14 protein-coding genes are annotated in these 18,042 nt (G+C 71.9%); 7 read left to right on the forward strand and 7 right to left on the reverse strand.

Annotated elements, in window-relative coordinates:
* Positions 1-1,437, forward strand: coding sequence for a sensor histidine kinase (locus tag CLT68_RS16455; RefSeq protein ID WP_099851952.1), 1,437 nt, complete (start codon positions 1-3; stop codon positions 1,435-1,437).
* A 9-nt stretch (positions 1,438-1,446) separates the two neighbouring features.
* Here the strand turns inward: CLT68_RS16455 and CLT68_RS16460 are convergent, their stop codons facing one another.
* From CLT68_RS16460 to CLT68_RS16475, 4 genes are all read right to left on the reverse strand, one after another.
* Complete coding sequence (locus tag CLT68_RS16460) at positions 1,447-2,409, reverse strand: TAXI family TRAP transporter solute-binding subunit (protein WP_486482201.1); 963 nt, start codon at positions 2,407-2,409, stop codon at positions 1,447-1,449.
* Between the two features lie 79 nt (positions 2,410-2,488).
* A complete protein-coding gene (locus CLT68_RS16465; RefSeq protein WP_099851956.1) occupies positions 2,489-3,199 on the reverse strand; it encodes a hypothetical protein in 711 nt (236 codons plus the stop codon).
* A gap of 107 nt (positions 3,200-3,306) precedes the next feature.
* Positions 3,307-4,101, reverse strand: coding sequence for a peroxide stress protein YaaA (gene yaaA / locus CLT68_RS16470; RefSeq protein WP_099851957.1), 795 nt, complete (start codon positions 4,099-4,101; stop codon positions 3,307-3,309).
* A 65-nt stretch (positions 4,102-4,166) separates the two neighbouring features.
* Positions 4,167-5,786 (reverse strand): hypothetical protein, encoded by a 1,620-nt coding sequence (locus CLT68_RS16475; protein WP_099857251.1) that lies wholly within the window; start codon positions 5,784-5,786, stop codon positions 4,167-4,169.
* 121 nt (positions 5,787-5,907) lie between these two features.
* Between CLT68_RS16475 and CLT68_RS16480 the strand changes: the two genes are divergently transcribed.
* Together CLT68_RS16480 and CLT68_RS16485 are read left to right on the forward strand one after the other, a co-directional pair.
* Positions 5,908-6,948 (forward strand): phosphatase domain-containing protein, encoded by a 1,041-nt coding sequence (locus CLT68_RS16480; protein ID WP_099857252.1) that lies wholly within the window; start codon positions 5,908-5,910, stop codon positions 6,946-6,948.
* Positions 6,949-7,012: 64 nt separating this feature from the next.
* Positions 7,013-9,019: a family 10 glycosylhydrolase gene (locus CLT68_RS16485; protein WP_099851959.1), complete on the forward strand. Its 2,007-nt coding sequence runs from the start codon at positions 7,013-7,015 to the stop codon at positions 9,017-9,019.
* 124 nt (positions 9,020-9,143) lie between these two features.
* Here the strand turns inward: CLT68_RS16485 and glgB are convergent, their stop codons facing one another.
* Positions 9,144-11,246 carry a 1,4-alpha-glucan branching protein GlgB gene (gene glgB, locus CLT68_RS16490; RefSeq protein WP_099851960.1) on the reverse strand — a complete coding sequence of 701 codons (2,103 nt, stop codon included), beginning with the start codon at positions 11,244-11,246 and terminating at the stop codon, positions 9,144-9,146.
* Positions 11,234-13,444, reverse strand: a complete 2,211-nt coding sequence (locus CLT68_RS16495; protein WP_099851962.1) for an alpha-1,4-glucan--maltose-1-phosphate maltosyltransferase — start codon at positions 13,442-13,444, stop codon at positions 11,234-11,236. The genes glgB and CLT68_RS16495 overlap by 13 nt, the downstream gene beginning before the upstream one ends.
* A 208-nt stretch (positions 13,445-13,652) precedes the next feature.
* On the opposite strand from CLT68_RS16495, the gene CLT68_RS16500 reads away from it, so the two are divergent.
* From CLT68_RS16500 to CLT68_RS16510, 3 genes are all read left to right on the forward strand, one after another.
* Positions 13,653-14,597, forward strand: coding sequence for an inositol-3-phosphate synthase (locus tag CLT68_RS16500; RefSeq protein ID WP_099851963.1), 945 nt, complete (start codon positions 13,653-13,655; stop codon positions 14,595-14,597).
* Positions 14,598-14,759: 162 nt separating this feature from the next.
* Complete coding sequence (locus CLT68_RS16505) at positions 14,760-15,101, forward strand: fluoride efflux transporter FluC (protein WP_486482437.1); 342 nt, start codon at positions 14,760-14,762, stop codon at positions 15,099-15,101.
* Positions 15,101-15,496, forward strand: coding sequence for a CrcB family protein (locus CLT68_RS16510; RefSeq protein WP_143743197.1), 396 nt, complete (start codon positions 15,101-15,103; stop codon positions 15,494-15,496). Before CLT68_RS16505 ends, CLT68_RS16510 begins: the two co-directional genes overlap by 1 nt.
* A 25-nt stretch (positions 15,497-15,521) precedes the next feature.
* Here CLT68_RS16510 and glgA read toward each other — a convergent pair whose 3' ends face one another.
* On the reverse strand, positions 15,522-16,733 hold the full coding sequence (gene glgA / locus CLT68_RS16515) for a glycogen synthase (protein WP_099851968.1): 1,212 nt from the start codon (positions 16,731-16,733) through the stop codon (positions 15,522-15,524).
* Between the two features lie 72 nt (positions 16,734-16,805).
* Here glgA and glgC point away from each other — a divergent pair, with 72 nt between their 5' ends.
* Complete coding sequence (gene glgC, locus CLT68_RS16520; protein ID WP_088947234.1) at positions 16,806-18,038, forward strand: glucose-1-phosphate adenylyltransferase; 1,233 nt, start codon at positions 16,806-16,808, stop codon at positions 18,036-18,038.
* Positions 18,039-18,042 lie beyond the last annotated feature (4 nt).

An 18,042-nucleotide genomic window follows, 5' to 3' on the forward strand; every position in this document is an offset into this window, starting at 1 on the left:
GTGCGCCGCCGTCTGGTGATCAGCTATCTGCTGCTGATGGTGCTGGTCCTCATCGCGTTGGAGACACCGCTGGCCGCGACGATGGCCAGCCGCGAGACGGAGCGGGTCCGCGCCGACCGGCTCGCCGACGCCACCCGGTTCGCCTCGCTGGCCGGGCCGGCGTTACGCGACGGCGGGCCGGGCCCGATCGAGTCGGAGCTGACCAGTTACGACAACCTGTACGCGATCGGCGCCGCGATCGTCGACCGGGACCGCAGCACGCCGGTCTCGTCGCCGAGGTACCGGCCCGGCCCGGTGACCGCGACGGTCCTGGACCTCGCCCTGTCCGGGCAGCAGACCAGCGCGCCCGAGTCGGTCTGGCCCTGGACGACCGACCCGGTGGCGGTGGCGGTGCCGATCAACGACGGCGGTGAGGTGCTCGGCGCGGTGGTGATCGTGACCCCGTCCGGCCCGATCCGCCGAGCTGTCACCTCGTGGTGGCTGCTGCTCGCCCTGGCTGGTCTGCTCGTCGTGCTGGCCTGCGTGCTCACCGCATTCGGGTTGGCCGGATGGGTGCTGCGCCCGGTCACCGAGCTGGACGCGGTCACCCACGAGATCGCCGAGGGCGACCGGGGCGCCCGGGTGCAGCACCGCCTGGGCCCGCCGGAGCTACGCCGTCTCGCGGCCAGCTTCAACCACATGGCCGACGTGGTCTCCGACGTGATGGACCGGCAGCGTGCCTTCGTCGCGCACGCCAGCCACCAGCTGCGCAACCCGCTCACCGCGCTGAGGCTGCGGGTGGAGGAGTTGGGCCTCAGCCTCACCGACCCGGACGGCCGGTCCGAGCACCAGTTGGCACTGGAGGAGACCGACCGGCTGGCGTTGGTGCTCGACGCGCTGCTCACCCTCGCCCGGGCCGAACGGGAGGAGAACGAGCGGGTCACCGTGGACGCCGCCGCGGTGGCCGCGTCTCGCGTTACCGCGTGGGCGCCGCTGGCCCGGCACCGTTCGGTCGCGTTGCGGTTGGCCACCACCGACGCCCCGGCGTACGCCCGGACGGTACCGACCGCCGTCGATCAGGCGCTGGACGCGCTGATCGACAACGCGGTGAAGTTCAGCGGGGCTGGCGGGGCGGTGACGGTGACGGTGGCCCGCCGCGACGACGGGGTGGCCCTGGAGGTGCGCGACTCCGGCCCGGGCATGACCGAGAGTCAGCTCGGCCAGGCGACCGAGCGGTTCTGGCGGGCCCCGGACGCGCAGAACGTGGACGGTGCGGGGCTGGGCCTGACCATCGCCGCGGTGTTGGTGGACGCGTCCGACGGGCGGCTCACCATGCGCCTGGGGGAGTCGCGCGGGTTGGTCGCCGCCCTGTGGTTCCCGGCGCCGGAATCCGACCCGTCGGTGGAGCCTGCGGACGAGGAGGTGCCCGCTGACCTGCGGCCCGCCCCGGCGCGGTGACGCCTGCCGTCAGGGTTTGGCCGCGCGGTACCAGGCGGCGGCCCCGGGGTGCAGCGGCAGCGGCGCGGTGACGATCGCCGAGCGGGGGCTCATCCGCCCAGCCGCCGGGTGCGCGGCGGCCAGTTCGGCCCGGCGCTCCATCAACAGCCTGGTCACCTCCCGGACCAACCGCTCCGGCAGGTTGGCCTGCACGATCAGGTAGTTCGGGTTGGCCACCGTGGTCACCGCGTCCACCCCGTACACCGAGTGGGGGATGTCCCGGGAGACGTAGACCTGCCCGTAGCGGGAGCGCAGCGGCTCGGTCCATTCGCTGAGGTCGACGATCCGGGTGGCGCTGCGCCAGGCCAGCTCCTCGATGCCCCGCACCGGCAACCCGCCGGAGAAGAAGAACGCGTCGATCCGCCCGGACCGCAGTGCCGCCACCGATTCGTCCAGCCCGAGCCGTTCCCTGCGGACCTCGTCACCGCCCAGGCGGGCGACCTCCAGCAGCCGGGTCGCGGTGATCTCGGTGCCCGAGCCGGACGCGCCCACGGAGACTCGGCGGCCCTGCAGGTCGGCGACCGTGCGGACCGGGCCGCCGCCGGTGGTGACCAGGTGCAGTTGGTCGTCGTACACCCGGGCGATGGCCTCGACCGCGGGGCTTTCCGCCGTGCTGGTGGGCAGCACGTCGGCCTGGGTGAAACCCAGCTCGGCCGCGCCGGACCCGACCAGTTGGACGTTCTCCGCCGAGGCGGCGGTGATCACCACGCTGGCCCGCACGTTGGGCAGTTCCCGGTTGAGGATGGCCGCCAGGGACTGCCCGAACGCGTAGTAGACGGCGGTGGGGCTGCCGGTGGCGATCCGGATCGTCGTCGGCGCGGTCGGCGCGTCCCGGCAGCCGGCGGCGGCCAGGGTCGCGGTCAGCAGCACCGTCAACAGGGCGGCCGGCCCCGCGCGGTGGCGGCCGGGCCGGCGGGACGAGGTACGACTCACGCGGTGCACTGTGCGCCGTCGCCCGGGCGCGCGCAACCCCCTGCCGTGCCGCGCCGGGTGGGTGTGGCCGGAACCTCGATCAGCAGGCCGGGCTGCGTGTCGGCGTCACGACCCCGCTCCGCGTCGCCACCGCCCCGCGCGCCGGTTCCAACGCCGCGCTGCTCAGGATCCGCGCCCGGTCCGGGCCGTCGGCGACGCTGACCAGGAAGCAACCGGTGCCGGGGCGCAGCCGGGCCGGCACGTCGAGCACGGCAGCGCTGCGGATCAGCACCGCGGCCAGCTCCCGGTCGGTGAGCCGCACGCCGAGGATGTGCCGGCGGACGTGCCGCCCGGCGGCCAGCAGCGCCGAGCGCCAGGCCGCCGCCGCGAGCCGGCTCACCAACCGTCGGCGCGCCGGCGAGGCACCGGGCAGCGGCCCGCCGAGCAGCTCACGCCGCCCCTGCCACCAGCCTGCGTCCAACACCCGGGTGTACGCCTCCCGGTGCTCCTGCGGCACCCAGAGCCGGTGCAGCTCGTAGCGGCGGCGCAGACCGCCCACGACGACCTCGTGGGTCACCGGGATGTCCAGCCGGGCGAGCAGTTGCCGGGTGCGCTGTGCGGCGTCCTCCCGGTTGAACTCCACGCCGGGGGCGTGCGCCAGGCGTGCCGCGCCCGGCCGGGCCGCGGTCGGCGGCGGTGTGCAGCGCAGCAGGCAGGCAGCCTCGAACGCGTCGCCCAGGGTCAGCCAGTCCAACGGAGAGGACGGTGCCGGGGACCGGGGTCGGTCGAGCAGGGCGGGTTCGAGGGTCAACGAAGGCTCCCTTGCCGGAGTCTGGGTTCCCCTACCGTGGTCCCTGCGTCGCCGTTACGGAACTCCTCCGGCCCAGCCTTGAGCAAATCTTGCGGCTGCCGGAACTGCTAGAGGTCGGTGACCACCAGATCGACCTGCCGTACCCGGCCGGGCGCGCTGGTCTGCTCGACGACGGTGTGCTTCAGCTCGCCCAGCGTGCCGACCAGCTCGTCGGCGGTGCGCGGTCGGGCGCCGGCGACGAGCAGGTCGCGGACCAGCCGCCCCTTGGTCGCCTTGTTGAAGTGGCTCACCACCGACCGGACCGGTACGCCGTCCACCTCCCGCTCGTGCAGCACCCGCACGGTGACGGTCCGCTCGGCCAGCGGCCCGCGCGGCGTCCAGGTGGCCGCGTACGCGCCGGAGCGCAGGTCCAGCACCGGACCCTTACCGGCGGCGTCCAACACCGGCGTCAGCTCCCGACGCCAGTACGCGGACAACGCCCCGACGCCCGGCAGGCGAGCGCCGATGGGGCAGCGGTACGGGGGGATCCGGTCGGCCAGCCGGACCGCGCCCCACAGCCCGGAACTGATCATGATCGACCGGCGGGCGGCGCGCTGCGCCGCAACCGGCAGCGAGGCCAGGTCCAATGCCTCGTAGAGCACCCCGGTGTAGAGCCGCTCGGCGGGCGCGGTGGCCGCCTCCCGCAGCCGGGCGTTGCGCCACAGTTCGCCGCGTTGGCCTTCGCTGAGCCCGAGCGCGGCCCGCGCGGCCTCCTCGTCCGGCCCGGCGCAGAGCGCCACCAGGGCGTCCAGCACCCGCTCACGGGCCGGGTTCAGCTCGGGCAGCGAGACCCGGTCCGGGGCCCAGCGCCGCCCGGTGCCGGCGTCGGCCTTCCCCTCCGAGGGCGGCAGCAGGATGAGCATGGTTCTCCTCGACGGGCGCGACGGCGGCGCCCCACGCGCCGGCCCGGCCAGCGTACGACCCGTCGCTACCGCCAGGGTCGTACCGGGGTGTCGGGGTGGTACACGCGATAGCCGCCGACCTCGCGTACGGGTGCGGTGTCGGCACGGTCGGCGAGCAGCTGGCGCAGCCGCCGATCCATCGGCGAGTCGACCTCCACCACGTACCCCGGTCGTTCGGCCCGCCCGACCTGCCGCCAGTACGGCCGGTAGCGGTTCTGCCCGGGGGACAGGTCGCCGTCGAGCACCCCGCAGACCACCGTCTCATCCGTGCTGAAGATCAACCGGTTGCAGGTCCAGTAGTCCCCGTACACCTCGTGGGGTCCGTCAGCGCGCAGCGCGGCGGCCAACTCCCGGGCCCCGCGCTCCTCGGTCCGCGACGCGGCGGTGCCGGTGGCCGCGAAGAGCACGGTGATCACCACCGTGGTCACGGTCAGCGCGGCCAGCACCGCGGTGGACAGCGCGCCGGTGAGCCGGCCGAGCGCCCCGACCGTGCCCCGCCAGCAGGCCACCGCCGCGACCCACAGCGGCCAGAGCACCGCCGGCAGCGACAGTTGCAGCACCGACAGGTACCGGGCGTTGTCCAGCGGGCTGGTCGCGGCGAGCGGGCTGCGCACGTACGACAGCAGGGTCAACGCGGCACCGGCGACCAGCGCGAGCTGCACGACCGGCCCGACCCGCTCCCCGCGCGGCGCCGCAGCCGCGCGACGGTACGCGAGCACCGCGACCACCGCGCCGACCACCAGCAGCACCGGATACAACACGCCGAACCACTGTTGCCACCGGCCGCAGCCGCCCACCGGGCAGAGCCCGTGCGCCAGCGGTACCCCCTCCAGCAGACCGCCCCGGATCCGGTCCGACCACGGCGGCACCGGCCCGGCCTTGGTGCTGACCTCGCGGAACACCGACAGCGAGTCCTCACCGGGCCCGGCCCGCAGGTTGTCGAGAATCATCGGCGCTACCCCGACGACGGCCCCCACCACCAGCAGCAGGCCGGACCAGCCGAGCAGTTCCCGCCGCACCGCCCACACCAGGGCGAGCCCGGCCACCGCCAGGTACGGCAGGATCAGCCAGTCGGACCAGACGGCCAACCCGACGAGCAGGCCGAACACCGCGACCGCGAGCCGTCGGCGGCGAACCGTGCCGGCGGCCAACCCCACGGTGATCAGCAGTATCAGCAGCACCGCGGGCTTCACCTCGGGCCGGCCACCGACCACCGTGATCTGGTCGCGGACCACCCGCTCTCCGCCGAGCGCGAGCAGGCCCACGACGAAGGTGGCGAACCAGGGTGTGCAGAGCCGGCGGGTCAGCCGGTGGATCAGGTAGAGGAACAGCGCGTACAGCGCGAGCATCGGCAACCGCAGCACCGGCCAGCTCGGCCCGGCCACCGCCAGCAGGGGAGCGGCCAGGTACGACTCCAGCATCCCCATGTAGTGCTGGCCGTAGAGGAAGACCGGGCGTTCCCGGCCCTGCCCGATGTGCAGCGCGGCGAGACCGAAGGTTGCCTCGTCGCTGTTCGACACCGGCACCGTGAACAGGGTCAGGACCAGCCGGTAGACGACACCAGCCAGCCCGAACAGCAGCGCGACGAGCGCCGGCCGGTCGAGTCGCGGGCGCCATCGCCCACGGTGCTGCTCCAGATCTGACACGACCACGCCCCCGTCGTCGTCCGGACGGAGTGTTTCACGTTCGGCGGGGTCGCCGGGGTGGATCGGCGCAGCCGGGACGGCTCACGTGGCCGTGGCTGACGGCGTGTGGCAGGGTTGGCGCGTGCCACCCACTCCCGCCGGCCAGTTGGCCGTTCCGAACCTGCACCGAGCCGCGCGGATCGAGGACGCCGTGCACGAGCTCGTCCAGCGTCGGCTGCGGCGCACAGGGTGGCGGGTCAACATCGTCGCGTACACCGGCTATGGCGCGCCGGGCTGGGTGCGGGTGATGTGCCGGGTCCTGCTGGGCCGTCCGGACACCCGCCAGCGGGGTCGGCTGGACAAGGTCCGCGGCTGGCGCAGCTTCACCACGCTGCCCAACAAGCACGTCACAGTGACCATCGAGGCCGGTGGGGTGCGGCACGAGACGCAGGCAGACCGCAGCGGCTTCGTCGACACCCTGGTCGAGGCCGACCTGCGACCGGGCTGGGGCACCGTCCGGCTCAGCGTGCCGGACGCCGAGCCGGTCGACGCGCCGGTGCGCATCCTCGACCCGGAGGTCAAGTTCGGCATCATCTCCGACATCGACGACACGGTGATGGTGACCGCGCTGCCCCGGCCGCTGCTCGCCGCGTGGAACACGTTCGTGCTCGATGAGCACGCCCGCAACGCCGTGCCCGGCATGGCCGTGCTCTACGAGCGGCTCGTCACCGGACACCCCGGCGCCCCGGTCTTCTACCTCTCCACGGGCGCGTGGAACGTGGCACCGACGCTGACCCGGTTCCTGTCCCGGCACCTCTACCCGGCCGGGCCGCTGCTGCTCACCGACTGGGGGCCGACCGCCGACCGGTGGTTCCGCAGCGGGCGGGAGCACAAGCGGGTCACCCTGGCCCGGATGGCCAAGGAGTTTCCCGACGTGAAGTGGCTGCTGGTCGGCGACGACGGGCAGCACGACCAGGAGATCTACCGCGAGTTCGCCGCCGCCCACCCGGAGAACGTCGCCGGGGTGGCGATCCGTCGGCTCTCGCCGACGCAGTCGGTGCTGGCCGGTAGCCTGCCCGCCCCGGCCGGCTCGTCGTCGGCGGGACCGGTGGGGCAGAAGTGGCTCTCCGCACCCGACGGCGCGGGGTTGTGGAAGCTGTTGCGCGACGCCGGGCTGGTCTGACCGTTCGACGTCGCCGTCGTGAAGGTTACTTGCACAACAGTCGGGCAACGTTGAAAATCTCTTCATGTCCAGAGACTGCTATCGATATTTTTCAGGCCTGGCGCTGGTAGCGGCGCTGATGCTCGGCGCAGCAGCGGCCCCCGCCTCCCCGCCGGACACCGTGCCGGTGGCCGCCCAGGCGGCCTGCGTGACCGATCCGGCCACCCCGAAGCGGCAGTTCCGGGGCATGTGGATGGCCAGCGTGGCCAACATCGACTGGCCCAGCCGCACCGGGCTCACCGCCGCCGCCCAGCAGGCGGAGTACCGGGGTTGGCTCGACCTGGCCAGGCAGCGTCGGATGAACGCCGTCGTCGTGCAGATCCGCCCCGCCGCCGACGCGTTCTGGCCGTCGACGTACGAGCCGTGGTCGCAGTGGCTCACCGGAACCCAGGGCGGCAACCCCGGCTACGACCCGCTGGCCTTCATGGTGGCCGAGGCGCACGCCCGCAACCTGGAGTTCCACGCCTGGTTCAACCCGTACCGGGTCGCGACCCACACCGACCTCACCAGACTGGCCGCCAGCCACCCGGCCCGGAAGAATCCGGGCTGGGCCGTCGCCTACAACGGCCAGCTCTACTACAACCCCGGCATCCCCGCCGTCCGGGCCTTCGTGCAGACCGCCATGATGGACGCCGTCAGCCGCTACGACATCGACGCGGTGCACTGGGACGACTACTTCTACCCGTACCCGGGCAGCGGTGGGGGCTTCCCCGACCAGGCCACCTACGCCCAGTACGGCGCCGGCTTCAGCACCATCGCCGACTGGCGGCGCAACAACGTCAACCTGCTGGTGCAGGAGATGAGTGCCAGGATCCGTGCGGCGAAGCCGTGGGTGAAGCTCGGCGTGAGCCCGTTCGGAATCTGGCGCAACGCCGGCACCGACCCGCTCGGCTCGCGCACCACCGGCCTCCAGTCGTACGACGCCATCTACGCCGACACCCGACGCTGGGTGAAGCAGGGCTGGATCGACTACATCGCCCCGCAGATCTACTGGCAGATCGGCCACCCCGCGGCCGACTACGCGGAACTGGTCCGCTGGTGGTCGGAGACCGTCACCGGCACCAACGTGCAGTTGCTCGTCGGGCAGGCCACCTACCGCGCCGGGGCATCGGGGCAGGACGCCGCCTGGCAGGACCCGACCGAACTGACCGACCACCTGACCCTCAACCGCACCTACCCCCGGATCCTCGGCGACATCCACTTCAGCGCCAAGGACGTACGCGCCGACCGCATCGGTGCCGTCTCCCGGGTGGCGACCGACCACTACCGCAGGCCCGCCCTGGCACCGGCCGGCGTGGGTGGCTCAGCGCCCGCCGCGCCGAACCTCACCTCGGCGGTACGCGGCACCGGCGGTGTGACAGTGAACTGGCAGCGTGGCGGAACCGGAAGCACCGCCGAGTACGCCGTGTACCGACTGCCCGGTGACGGCGCGGTCGACCCCTGCGACCTGGCCGACGCCCGCAACCTGCTCGGCACGGTGCGCGCGTCTGGCAGCACCGGGACGTTCACCGATGCCACCGCCGCGGCGGGCTCGACCTACCGGTACCTGGTGACCGCCCTGGACCGGCTGCACCACGAGAGCCCGGCCAGCAACGCGCGGGTCGTCACCGGCAGCGGCGGCACGTTCAGCGTGATCGTGGACAACACCACCGCTGGTGGCTTCACCGCCGCCACCACCTGGGGCACGTCGTCGTACCTCACCACGCGGTACGGCACGAACTACCGATTCGCCGCGCCGCAGGCGGTCAGCGACCCGGCCTGGTTCAGCGCGACGCTGCCCGCCGCCGGCTCGTACCGGGTCGAGGTCTGGTACCCGGCGGACCCCGGCTACAACAGCGCCACGCCGCACCTGGTGGCCACCGCGAACGGAACCGTGACGGCCTCCGTCGACCAGCGCACCGGCGGCGGCCAGTGGCGGGTGCTGGGCACCTACGACTTCGCCGCGGGGACGCGCCAGGTCGTCGGGGTCAGCCGCTGGACCAGCACCCAGGGGTACGTCGTAGCCGACGCCGTCCGGATCACCCGGCTCTGAGCCGCGCCGTTCCCCCGGGGCGTCTCGACGTTTCGGGGGAACGGCGTATTGCCCACCCCGGGCCATCGCCGACCTGAACGAGCACCTGAAGCACTGACGGAGCAGGCAGTCGAGGTGACCCTGCTCAGCCCTGGCGGAGCCAGACGGCACCGAGCGGTGGCACCTGGAGGGCCGCGGAGGCGACCATCCCGTGCCACGGCACGTCCTCGGCGTGCACCGCCCCCAGGTTGCCCACCCCCGACCCGCCGTAGTGGTGCGCGTCGGTGTTGAGCACCTCCTGCCACGTCCCGCCGGCCGGCAACCCGATCCGGTAGTCGTGCAGCGGCTGGGCGGAGAAGTTCGCCACGCAGACCAGGGTCGAGCCGTCCGGGGCGATCCGCACGAACGACACGGCGTTGTTGGCGACGTCGTCGCCGGCGATCCACCGGAACCCGGCCGGCTCGGTGTCCTGTGCCCAGAGCGCCGGAGTGTCCCGGTAGACGCGGTTGAGGTCGGCGACGAGGCGCTGCACACCGGCGCGGGCCGGGTCGTGCAGCAGGTACCAGTCGAGGCCGCGCTCCTCGCTCCACTCCCGGTCGTCGGCCAGCTCCGAGCCCATGAAGAGCAGCTGCTTGCCCGGGTGCGCCCACATGTACGCCAACAGCGCCCGCACGTTCGCCAGCCGCTGCCAGGTGTCGCCGGGCATCTTGCCGGCCAGCGAGCCCTTGCCGTGCACCACCTCGTCGTGGCTGATCGGCAGCACGTAGTTCTCGCTCCAGGCGTACGCCAGGGAGAAGGTGAGCTGGTGGTGGTGGTGCTGGCGGTAGATCGGGTCCTTCGAGGTGTAGAGCAGGGTGTCGTGCATCCAGCCCATGTTCCACTTGAACCCGAAGCCCAGCCCGCCCTCGGCCGTCGAGCTGGTGACACCCGGCCAGGCGGTGGACTCCTCGGCGATCATGACGACCCCGGCGTGGTGCTTGTAGACGGTCGCGTTCACCTCCTGCATGAGCGCGATGGCCTCCAGGTTCTCCCGGCCGCCGTACTGGTTGGGGGCCCACTCGCCGGGGTTGCGGGAGTAGTCCAGGTAGAGCATCGAGGCGACGGCGTCCACCCGCAGCCCGTCGACGTGGAACTGGTCGCACCAGTAGAGCGCGTTGGCGACCAGGAAGTTGCGTACCTCGTTGCGGCCGAAGTCGAAGACGTACGTACCCCAGTCGGGGTGTTCGCCACGGCGCGGATCGGGGTGCTCGTAGAGCGGGGTGCCGTCGAAGCGGCCGAGGGCCCACTCGTCCTTGGGGAAGTGCGCGGGCACCCAGTCCAGGATCACGCCGATGCCCGCGGCGTGCAGCCGGTCGACCAGGTGCCGGAACTCGTCCGGGTCACCGAAGCGGGAGGTCGGCGCGTAGTAGCCGGTGACCTGGTAACCCCAGGAGCCGCCGAACGGGTGCTCCATCACCGGCAGGAACTCCACATGCGTGAAGCCCAGCTCGGTGACGTACGCGGTGAGCTGGGCTGCCAGCTCGCGGTAGCTCAGCCCGGGCCGCCACGAACCGAGGTGCACCTCGTAGACGCTCATCGGCTCCTGGTGCGGCTGCCGCTCGGCCCGTCGGGCCAGCCAGTCCGCGTCGTTCCACCGGTACGTCGAGTGGTGCACCACCGAGGCGGTGGCCGGGGGCACCTCCGCGTACGCGGCCAGGGGGTCGGCCTTGTCCCGCCACTGCCCGTCGGCGCCCAGCACCCGGTACTTGTAGCGGGCTCCGACACGGGCGTTGGGGACGAACAGTTCCCACACGCCGCTGGAGCCGAGCGAGCGCATCGGCCAGCCGTCGTCGGGCCCCCAGCCGGTGAAGTCGCCGACCACCCGGACCCCGCCGGCGTTGGGCGCCCACACGCTGAACGCCACGCCCTCGTCGAAGACCCGTGCGCCCAGGGCGTCCCACAGTCGCTCGTGCCGGCCCTCGCCGATCAGGTGCAGGTCCAGCTCGCCGAGCGTCGGCGGATAGCGGTACGGGTCGTCGTGCGCGGTGCCGTCGACCTCCACCCGGTAGTCGAGCACTGTGCCCTCGACCTGGGTCTCGAAGACGCCCACGTCGTGCACCCGCTTCATCGGGTGTCGCTCGTCGCCGACGAGCAGCACCACGTCGCCGGCGCCCCGGCGCATCGTGCGGATCGTCGTCGAGGAATCGGCGGGGTGCGCGCCGAGCAGCGCGTGCGGGTCGTGCGTCGCGCCGGAGATCAGCTGGTCCATCGGGCGTCCTTCGGGGCGGCGTCGGTCGGTGCGGAGGCGGGCGGGCGGGTCGCCGATCGGCGCGGCGGGGTCGGTACCGGGCCCGACCGGCGGGGCGGAGTCGGAACGGGAGCTGTCGGCGCGGGAGGTGTCGGTGCAGGAGTTGTCGGCGCGGGAGCTGTCGGTGCGGTGCCGCCGGACAGGTCGTCCGGCACCTCGGCGACGGTGAGGTCCGCCGGCTCGGCGCCCGCCAGCTGCGGCTCGGTCGGCGGGGCCGGCCGACGCACAGTCAGCACGTGAGCCGGTTGCAGGTACGGGTCGAGTCGCACCGCGTTGCGTTGACCCCAGTCGTAGCTGGTGCCGGTCAGCTCGTCGTGCACTGTGAACCGCTCGTGCCAGTCGAAGCCCAGCGCCGGCATGTCGAGGGTGGTGTTGCCCCACTGCACCTCGCGCGAGTCGAACGAGCAGATCACGATGACCGTGTTGCCGGTCTCCGGGTCGTGCTTCGACCAGCAGAGCAACGCCGGGTTGTCGATCTCGTGGAAGCGCAGGTTACGAAGCTGGTGCAGGGCCGGGTTGTCACGGCGTACCCGGTTGAGGGTGGTGAGGAACGGTGCCAGCGAACGGCCCTGCGCCTCGGCGCCGGCCCAGTCCCGGGGGCGCAGCTCGTACTTCTCGTTGTCCAGGTATTCCTCGGCGCCCGGCCGGGCCACGTGCTCGAACAGCTCGAAACCGGCGTACATGCCCCAGGACGGGGAGAGCAGCGCGGCCAGCACCGCCCGGATCTTGAACATCGGCGGGCCGCCGTGCTGCAACGACTCGTGCAGGATGTCCGGCGTGTTCGGCCAGAAGTTCGGCCGCATGTGGTCGGCCGACTCGACCAGCTCCTCGCAGTACTCCCGCATCTCGGCGGCCGTCGTGCGCCAGGTGAAATAGGTGTACGACTGCGTGAAGCCGATCTTGCCGAGGCCGTGCATGATGGCCGGCCGGGTGAACGCCTCGGCCAGGAACAGCACGTCCGGGTCGAAAGTCTTCACCTCGGCGATCAACCAGTGCCAGAAGTCGAACGGCTTGGTGTGCGGGTTGTCCACCCGGAAGATCCGGATGCCCTCGCCGACCCAGTGCAGCACGACCCGCAGCACCTCGGCCCGGATGCCCTCCGGGTCGTTGTCGAAGTTGACCGGGTAGATGTCCTGGTATTTCTTCGGCGGGTTCTCCGCGTACGCGATGCTGCCGTCGGCCCGGGTGGTGAACCACTCCGGGTGCTCGGTGACCCACGGGTGGTCCGGCGCGCACTGCAACGCCAGGTCCATCGCGACCTCCAGGCCCTGCGCCGCCGCCGCCTCGATGAAGGCGCGGAAGTCCGCCCGCGTACCCAGGTCGGGGTGGATGGTGTCGTGGCCGCCCTCGGCGGCGCCGATCGCCCACGGTGAGCCCACGTCGGTCGGCCCGGCGGTGAGCGCGTTGTTGCGGCCCTTGCGGTTGACCCGACCGATCGGGTGGATCGGCGGCAGGTAGAGCACGTCGAAGCCCATCGCGGCCACGCCCGGCAGCCGGTCGGTGGCGGTGGCGAAGGTGCCGGAGCGGCCACCCACCGCCCCCTCGGAGCGGGGGAAGAACTCGTACCACGCCGAGTAGAGCGCCCGCTTGCGGTCAACCCAGATCGAGTGTGTGTCACCGGTGGTGACCAGCTCCCGCACCGGGTGCTCCCAGAGCAGGTCGGCCAGCGCCAGCGCCGGGTCGACCCGCTGCGGCAGCGGCAGGTCGGTCTCGACCAGCGCGGTGAGGGCATCGGCGACCCGGGGCCGGTCGGCGGTCGGGACGAGGTCCCGGGCGGCGGCGAGCACCCGCGCGCCCTCGGCCAGGTCGTTGGCCAGGTCCTCCGGCCCCTGCCCGGCGGCGATCTTCTTGGTCACCGCGTTCTGCCAGGTCAGGTACGGGTCCTGGAACGCCTCGACGGCGAAGGACCAGGAGCCGACGGCGTCCGGTCGGATCGTGGCGTGCCACCGGTCCTGGCCGGGCTCGCCGGGGCGCATCCGGGTGAACGGACGGGCTTCGCCGTCCGGACCCGTCCAGACCACATTGCAGCCGAGCGCGTCGTGCCCCTCCCGGTAGGCGCGGGCCGACACCGGGACCGGTTCGTCGACCACCGCCTTGGCCGGGTACCGCCCGCACGAGACGACGGGGGAGACGTCTTCGATCGGGAACCGTCCTGTCACCCCGCCAACCTACTGCGCGAGATCCGTTCGCGCGCGGGCAAGCACGCCTGTCCCTCCCTGCCCTCGCGGCGCGAGTCACGATCCGCGCGCTCGCGTCAAGATTTGCGCACTTTCAGGGAAACTGCTGCCTCAACGCTTGCTGACACAGCAGTTTCCCCGAAGTTGTCCGGATCTTTCCGGCGTGGCTGGCGTGACGTAGCCTCCGGCCATGATCAAGCGGGTGAAAGTCGCGGTAGTGGGTGTCGGCAACAACACCTCGGCGCTGGTGCAGGGCATCGCGCTCCACCGCCACAACGGCACTCTGGTGGGCGTCCGCAGGCCGACCGTCGACGGGCTCGCAGTCGGCGACATCGAGTTCGTCGCGGCCTTCGCCACCTCCCCGGAGAAGATCGGCAGGGACCTGACCGAGGCGATCTTCCTGCCGCCCAACAATTTCCCCCGGCTCGACTGCGACCTGCCCGCGGCAGATGTCCCTGTCACCGAGGGGCTTGTCGACGCGACCGGGGTGGACCGGGTGGCGGCGGCGCTGGCCGGGGCGGAGGTGCTGCTCTACTCGGCGCCGAGCGGCCGACCGGAGATCGCCCGGGCGTACGCCGAGGCGGCGTGCAGCGCGGGCGTCGCCTTCATCAACACCACCGCCGACCCGATCGCCCGCGATCCGCAGGTGATGAGCAGGTTCGAGGCGGCCGGTCTGCCGCTGCTCGGAGATGACCTGGCCAGCCAGTTCGGCACCTCGGTGGTGCACAACGCGCTGCTGCGGCTGCTCCAGGAGCGGGGCCTCACGCTGGTCAGCTCCTACCAGGTCAATCTGGGCGGCACCGAGGACTTCCGCAACCTTGTCGAGAACCCCAACACCAAGAAGCAGTCCAAGCTCAACGCCCTGCCGGACGCCGACAAGGTCGAAATGGCTCCGCTCGGGTACCTGCCGCACCTGCGGTCACAGAAGGTGGCGCACCTCAACATCGAGGCGCGGGGCTGGGGCGAAACGGTGGTGAGCCTCGACGTGAAACTGAAGGTGGACGACCCCAGTGGCGCCGCCGGGGTCAACATCGACCTCATCCGCATCGCGGCCAGCGCGCTCCGCAACGGGCACGGTGGTCATCCCGCTCAGGCGACGTCCCTGCTCAAGTCTCCGCCCGGAACGGCGATCTGACCGGCGTCGAACGGCGTCGGGACGACCAGGCGGGGGTGTCGACCGTACGGATGAGGGCTGCCCAGCCCGGGTGTCGGTGGAGGGCGACGGTGAGTGAATGGGCGAATGACAATCCTCGCCATCGTCGTCGGCGGTGGCATCGGCGCCACCCTGCGTTAGCTGCTGGGGCTCGGCCTCGCGCCGTCCACGCCACCTGACTTCCCCTGGGTCACCTTCGTGATCAACATGGTGGGCGCCTTCGCTCTCGGCGCCGTGACGACGCTTCTCGCGGCACACCGGCTGCCGGGGCCGTGGGGCAAGCCGTTTCTGTCGACCGGACTCATCGGCGGGTTCACGACCTGGTCGCACTTCATCGTCGAGGCTGACCAGCTGATCGGGGCGCGGCGCAGCGCAATTGGCATCACCTACCTCGTCGTGTCCATCGTCGGTGGGGTGATCGCGGCGGCGCTCGGCGCCCGTCTGGCGGAACTGCGGGTGGGGCACCCGGCGGGAAGGGGCGCGTGATGTGGGTGGGCATCGGAGTGTTCCTGGCCGGCGGCCTGGGTGCGCTGTCCCGAGCCGGGGTGGACGCGCTGGTGAAGCCGTGGTGGAGCGCGCGGGTCAACGGGCCCAGCAAGGCCTTCCCGGCGAGCACCTTCCTGATCAATGTCTCCGGCGCCTTCGTGCTCGGCATCGTCACCGGCTACGCGGTGAAACACACCGCCGGCGGCGCACAGGACTTCGCCACGATCGTCGGCGTCGGCTTCCTCGGCGCGTACACCACCTTCTCCACCGAGGAATGGCACTCCCTGGGGCTGCTGCGCAAGAACGCCGCCGTCGAGGCCTTCAACGTGCTCGGCAGTCTCTGCGCCAGCCTCGTGGTGGCCGCGCTCGGCCTGTGGCTGGGCAGCCTGCTCTAGGCGGCCGGTCCAGCGGCATTCTCCGTCAGGCCCCCTGCACCAGCAGCGAGCGGTAGATGTCGAGCGTCTGCCGGGCGATGGCGTCCCAGGAGAAGTGCTCCACGGCGCGCCGCCGACCGGCCTGACCGAACCGGGCGGTACGCGCCGGGTCGGCGAGCAGCGTGTTGATCGCCGACGCCAGGTCGGCGACGAACTTCTCCGGCTCCAACGGGGTCCCCGACCCGTCGCTGACCTGCTCGATCGGCACCAGCAGGCCCGTCTCGCCGTCGGACACGACCTCGGGAATGCCACCCGTCGCGGTCGCCACCACCGCCGTCTCGCAGGCCATCGCCTCCAGATTGACGATGCCCATCGGCTCGTAGATCGACGGGCAGGCGAAGACGGTGGCGTGCGTGAGCACCTGGATCACCTCCGGCTTGGGCAGCATCTCCGCCACCCAGACCACGCCGGAGCGGTTGGCCCGCAACTCGGCGACCAACTCCTCCACCTCGGCGGCGATCTCGGCCGTGTCCGGCGCGCCGGCGAGGAGCACGAGCTGGGTGTCCGCCGGCAGCTCCCGGGCGGCCCGCAGCAGGTAGGGCAGCCCTTTCTGCCGGGTGATCCTGCCCACGTAGACCACGCTGGGTCGGGACGGGTCGACACCGAGCCGGTCCAGCACGTCGGTGCCGGAGTCCGGGGCGTACTGGATGGTGTCGATGCCGTTGTAGACCACCCGGACCCGGGACGGGTCGATCTGCGGGTAGGCGGTCAGCACGTCGTTGCGCATCCCCCCACTGACCGCGATCACGGCGTCGGCGGCCTCCATGGCGGTGCGCTCGATCCAGGACGAGAGCGCGTAACCGCCGCCGAGCTGCTCGGCCTTCCACGGCCGCAGCGGCTCCAGGCTGTGCGCGGTCACCACGTGCGGCACCCCGTGCAGCAGCTTCGCGGTGTGGCCGGCCATGTTCGCGTACCAGGTGTGGCTGTGCACCACGTCGGTGCCGGCCGCGCCGGCGGCCATCTCCAGATCCACGCCCATCGTGCGCAGCGCGGCGTTCGCGCCGGTCAGGCCGGGCGGTTCGGCGTACGCGGTGACGCCCGGCTCGCTGCGCGGCAGACCGAAGCAGTGCACGCGGACGTCGGTGAGGCGGCGCAACTCCCGGGCCAGGTACTCGACGTGCACCCCGGCACCGCCGTAGACCTCCGGCGGGTACTCGCGGGTGAGCAGATCGACGCGCAGCGGGGTGGGTTCCGTCATGACCCCGCACCCTAGTGCAGAAGACTCCCCGTACGAGTGGTGAAGTGGGGCGAGGGTGGATAGCGTCGGGGCATGGCTGCCAAGGTGCTCGCGATCGTCCTGGCGGGTGGTGAGGGCAAGCGCCTGATGCCACTCACCACGGATCGGGCCAAGCCGGCCGTCCCGTTCGGCGGGATGTACCGCATGGTCGACTTCGTCCTCTCCAACCTGGCCAACGCCGGCTATCTCAAGATCGTCGTGCTGACCCAGTACAAGTCCCACTCCCTCGACCGACACATCACCAAGACCTGGCGGATGTCCACGCTGCTCGGCAACTACGTCACCCCGGTGCCCGCGCAGCAGCGTCGCGGCCCGTGGTGGTTCGCCGGCTCGGCCGACGCCATCTACCAGAGCTTCAACCTCATCAACGACGAGCAGCCTGACTACGTGATCGTCTTCGGCGCCGACCACATCTACCGCATGGACCCCCGGCAGATGGTCGAGGACCACATCGCCTCCGGCGCCGCGGTGACCGTCGCCGGCATCCGCCAGCCGCTGTCGATGGCCGACCAGTTCGGCGTCATCGAGGTCGGCGAGGACGGCAAGCGGATCCGGGCGTTCCGCGAGAAGCCCACCGACGCGGTCGGTCTGCCCGACGCGCCGAACGAGATCTACGCCTCGATGGGCAACTACGTCTTCACCACCCGGGCGCTCTGCGAGGCGGTCGAGCGCGACGCCGAAGACAAGACCAGCAAGCACGACATGGGCGGCAGCATCATCCCGATGCTCGTCGAGCGGGGCGAGGCCAACGTCTACGACTTCCGCGACAACGAGGTGCCGGGCAGCACCGACCGCGACCGCGGCTACTGGCGTGACGTGGGGACGCTCGACTCGTTCTACGACGCCCACATGGATCTGATCAACGTGCACCCCGTGTTCAACATGTACAACTTCGACTGGCCGATCTACACCGAGCAGCCGCCGTGGCCGCCGGCGAAATTCGTCCACCAGTGGGGTGAGCGGGTCGGCCGGGCGGTCGGCTCGATGGTCTCCCCGGGCGTGGTGATCTCCGGTTCGCTGGTGGAAAACTCGATCGTCTCGCCGAAGGTGCGGGTGCACTCGTGGGCGCACGTCGAGGGCTCGGTGCTGATGGAGGGTGTGGAGATCGGCCGGCACGCGGTGGTCCGGCGGGCGATCCTGGACAAGAACGTGTTCGTCCCGGAGGGCGCAGAGATCGGCGTCGACCTGGAGAAGGACCGGCAGCGCTACACCGTCTCCGACAACGGCATCGTGGTGATCGGCAAGGGCCAGAAGGTCGAGCCGTGACCGA

It is taken from the genome of Micromonospora sp. CNZ299, assembly GCF_002754415.1.

Excerpts from the sequence above, each read along its gene's own strand:
- yaaA (WP_099851957.1), bottom strand. The coding sequence starts at position 4,101 with ATGCTCATCCTGCTGCCGCCCTCGGAGGGGAAGGCCGACGCCGGCACC.
- CLT68_RS16485 (WP_099851959.1), top strand. The coding sequence starts at position 7,013 with ATGTCCAGAGACTGCTATCGATATTTTTCAGGCCTGGCGCTGGTAGCG.
- glgB (WP_099851960.1), bottom strand. The coding sequence starts at position 11,246 with ATGGACCAGCTGATCTCCGGCGCGACGCACGACCCGCACGCGCTGCTC.
- CLT68_RS16500 (WP_099851963.1), top strand. The coding sequence starts at position 13,653 with ATGATCAAGCGGGTGAAAGTCGCGGTAGTGGGTGTCGGCAACAACACC.
- CLT68_RS16510 (WP_143743197.1), top strand. The coding sequence starts at position 15,101 with ATGTGGGTGGGCATCGGAGTGTTCCTGGCCGGCGGCCTGGGTGCGCTG.
- glgA (WP_099851968.1), bottom strand. The coding sequence starts at position 16,733 with ATGACGGAACCCACCCCGCTGCGCGTCGATCTGCTCACCCGCGAGTAC.
- glgC (WP_088947234.1), top strand. The coding sequence starts at position 16,806 with ATGGCTGCCAAGGTGCTCGCGATCGTCCTGGCGGGTGGTGAGGGCAAG.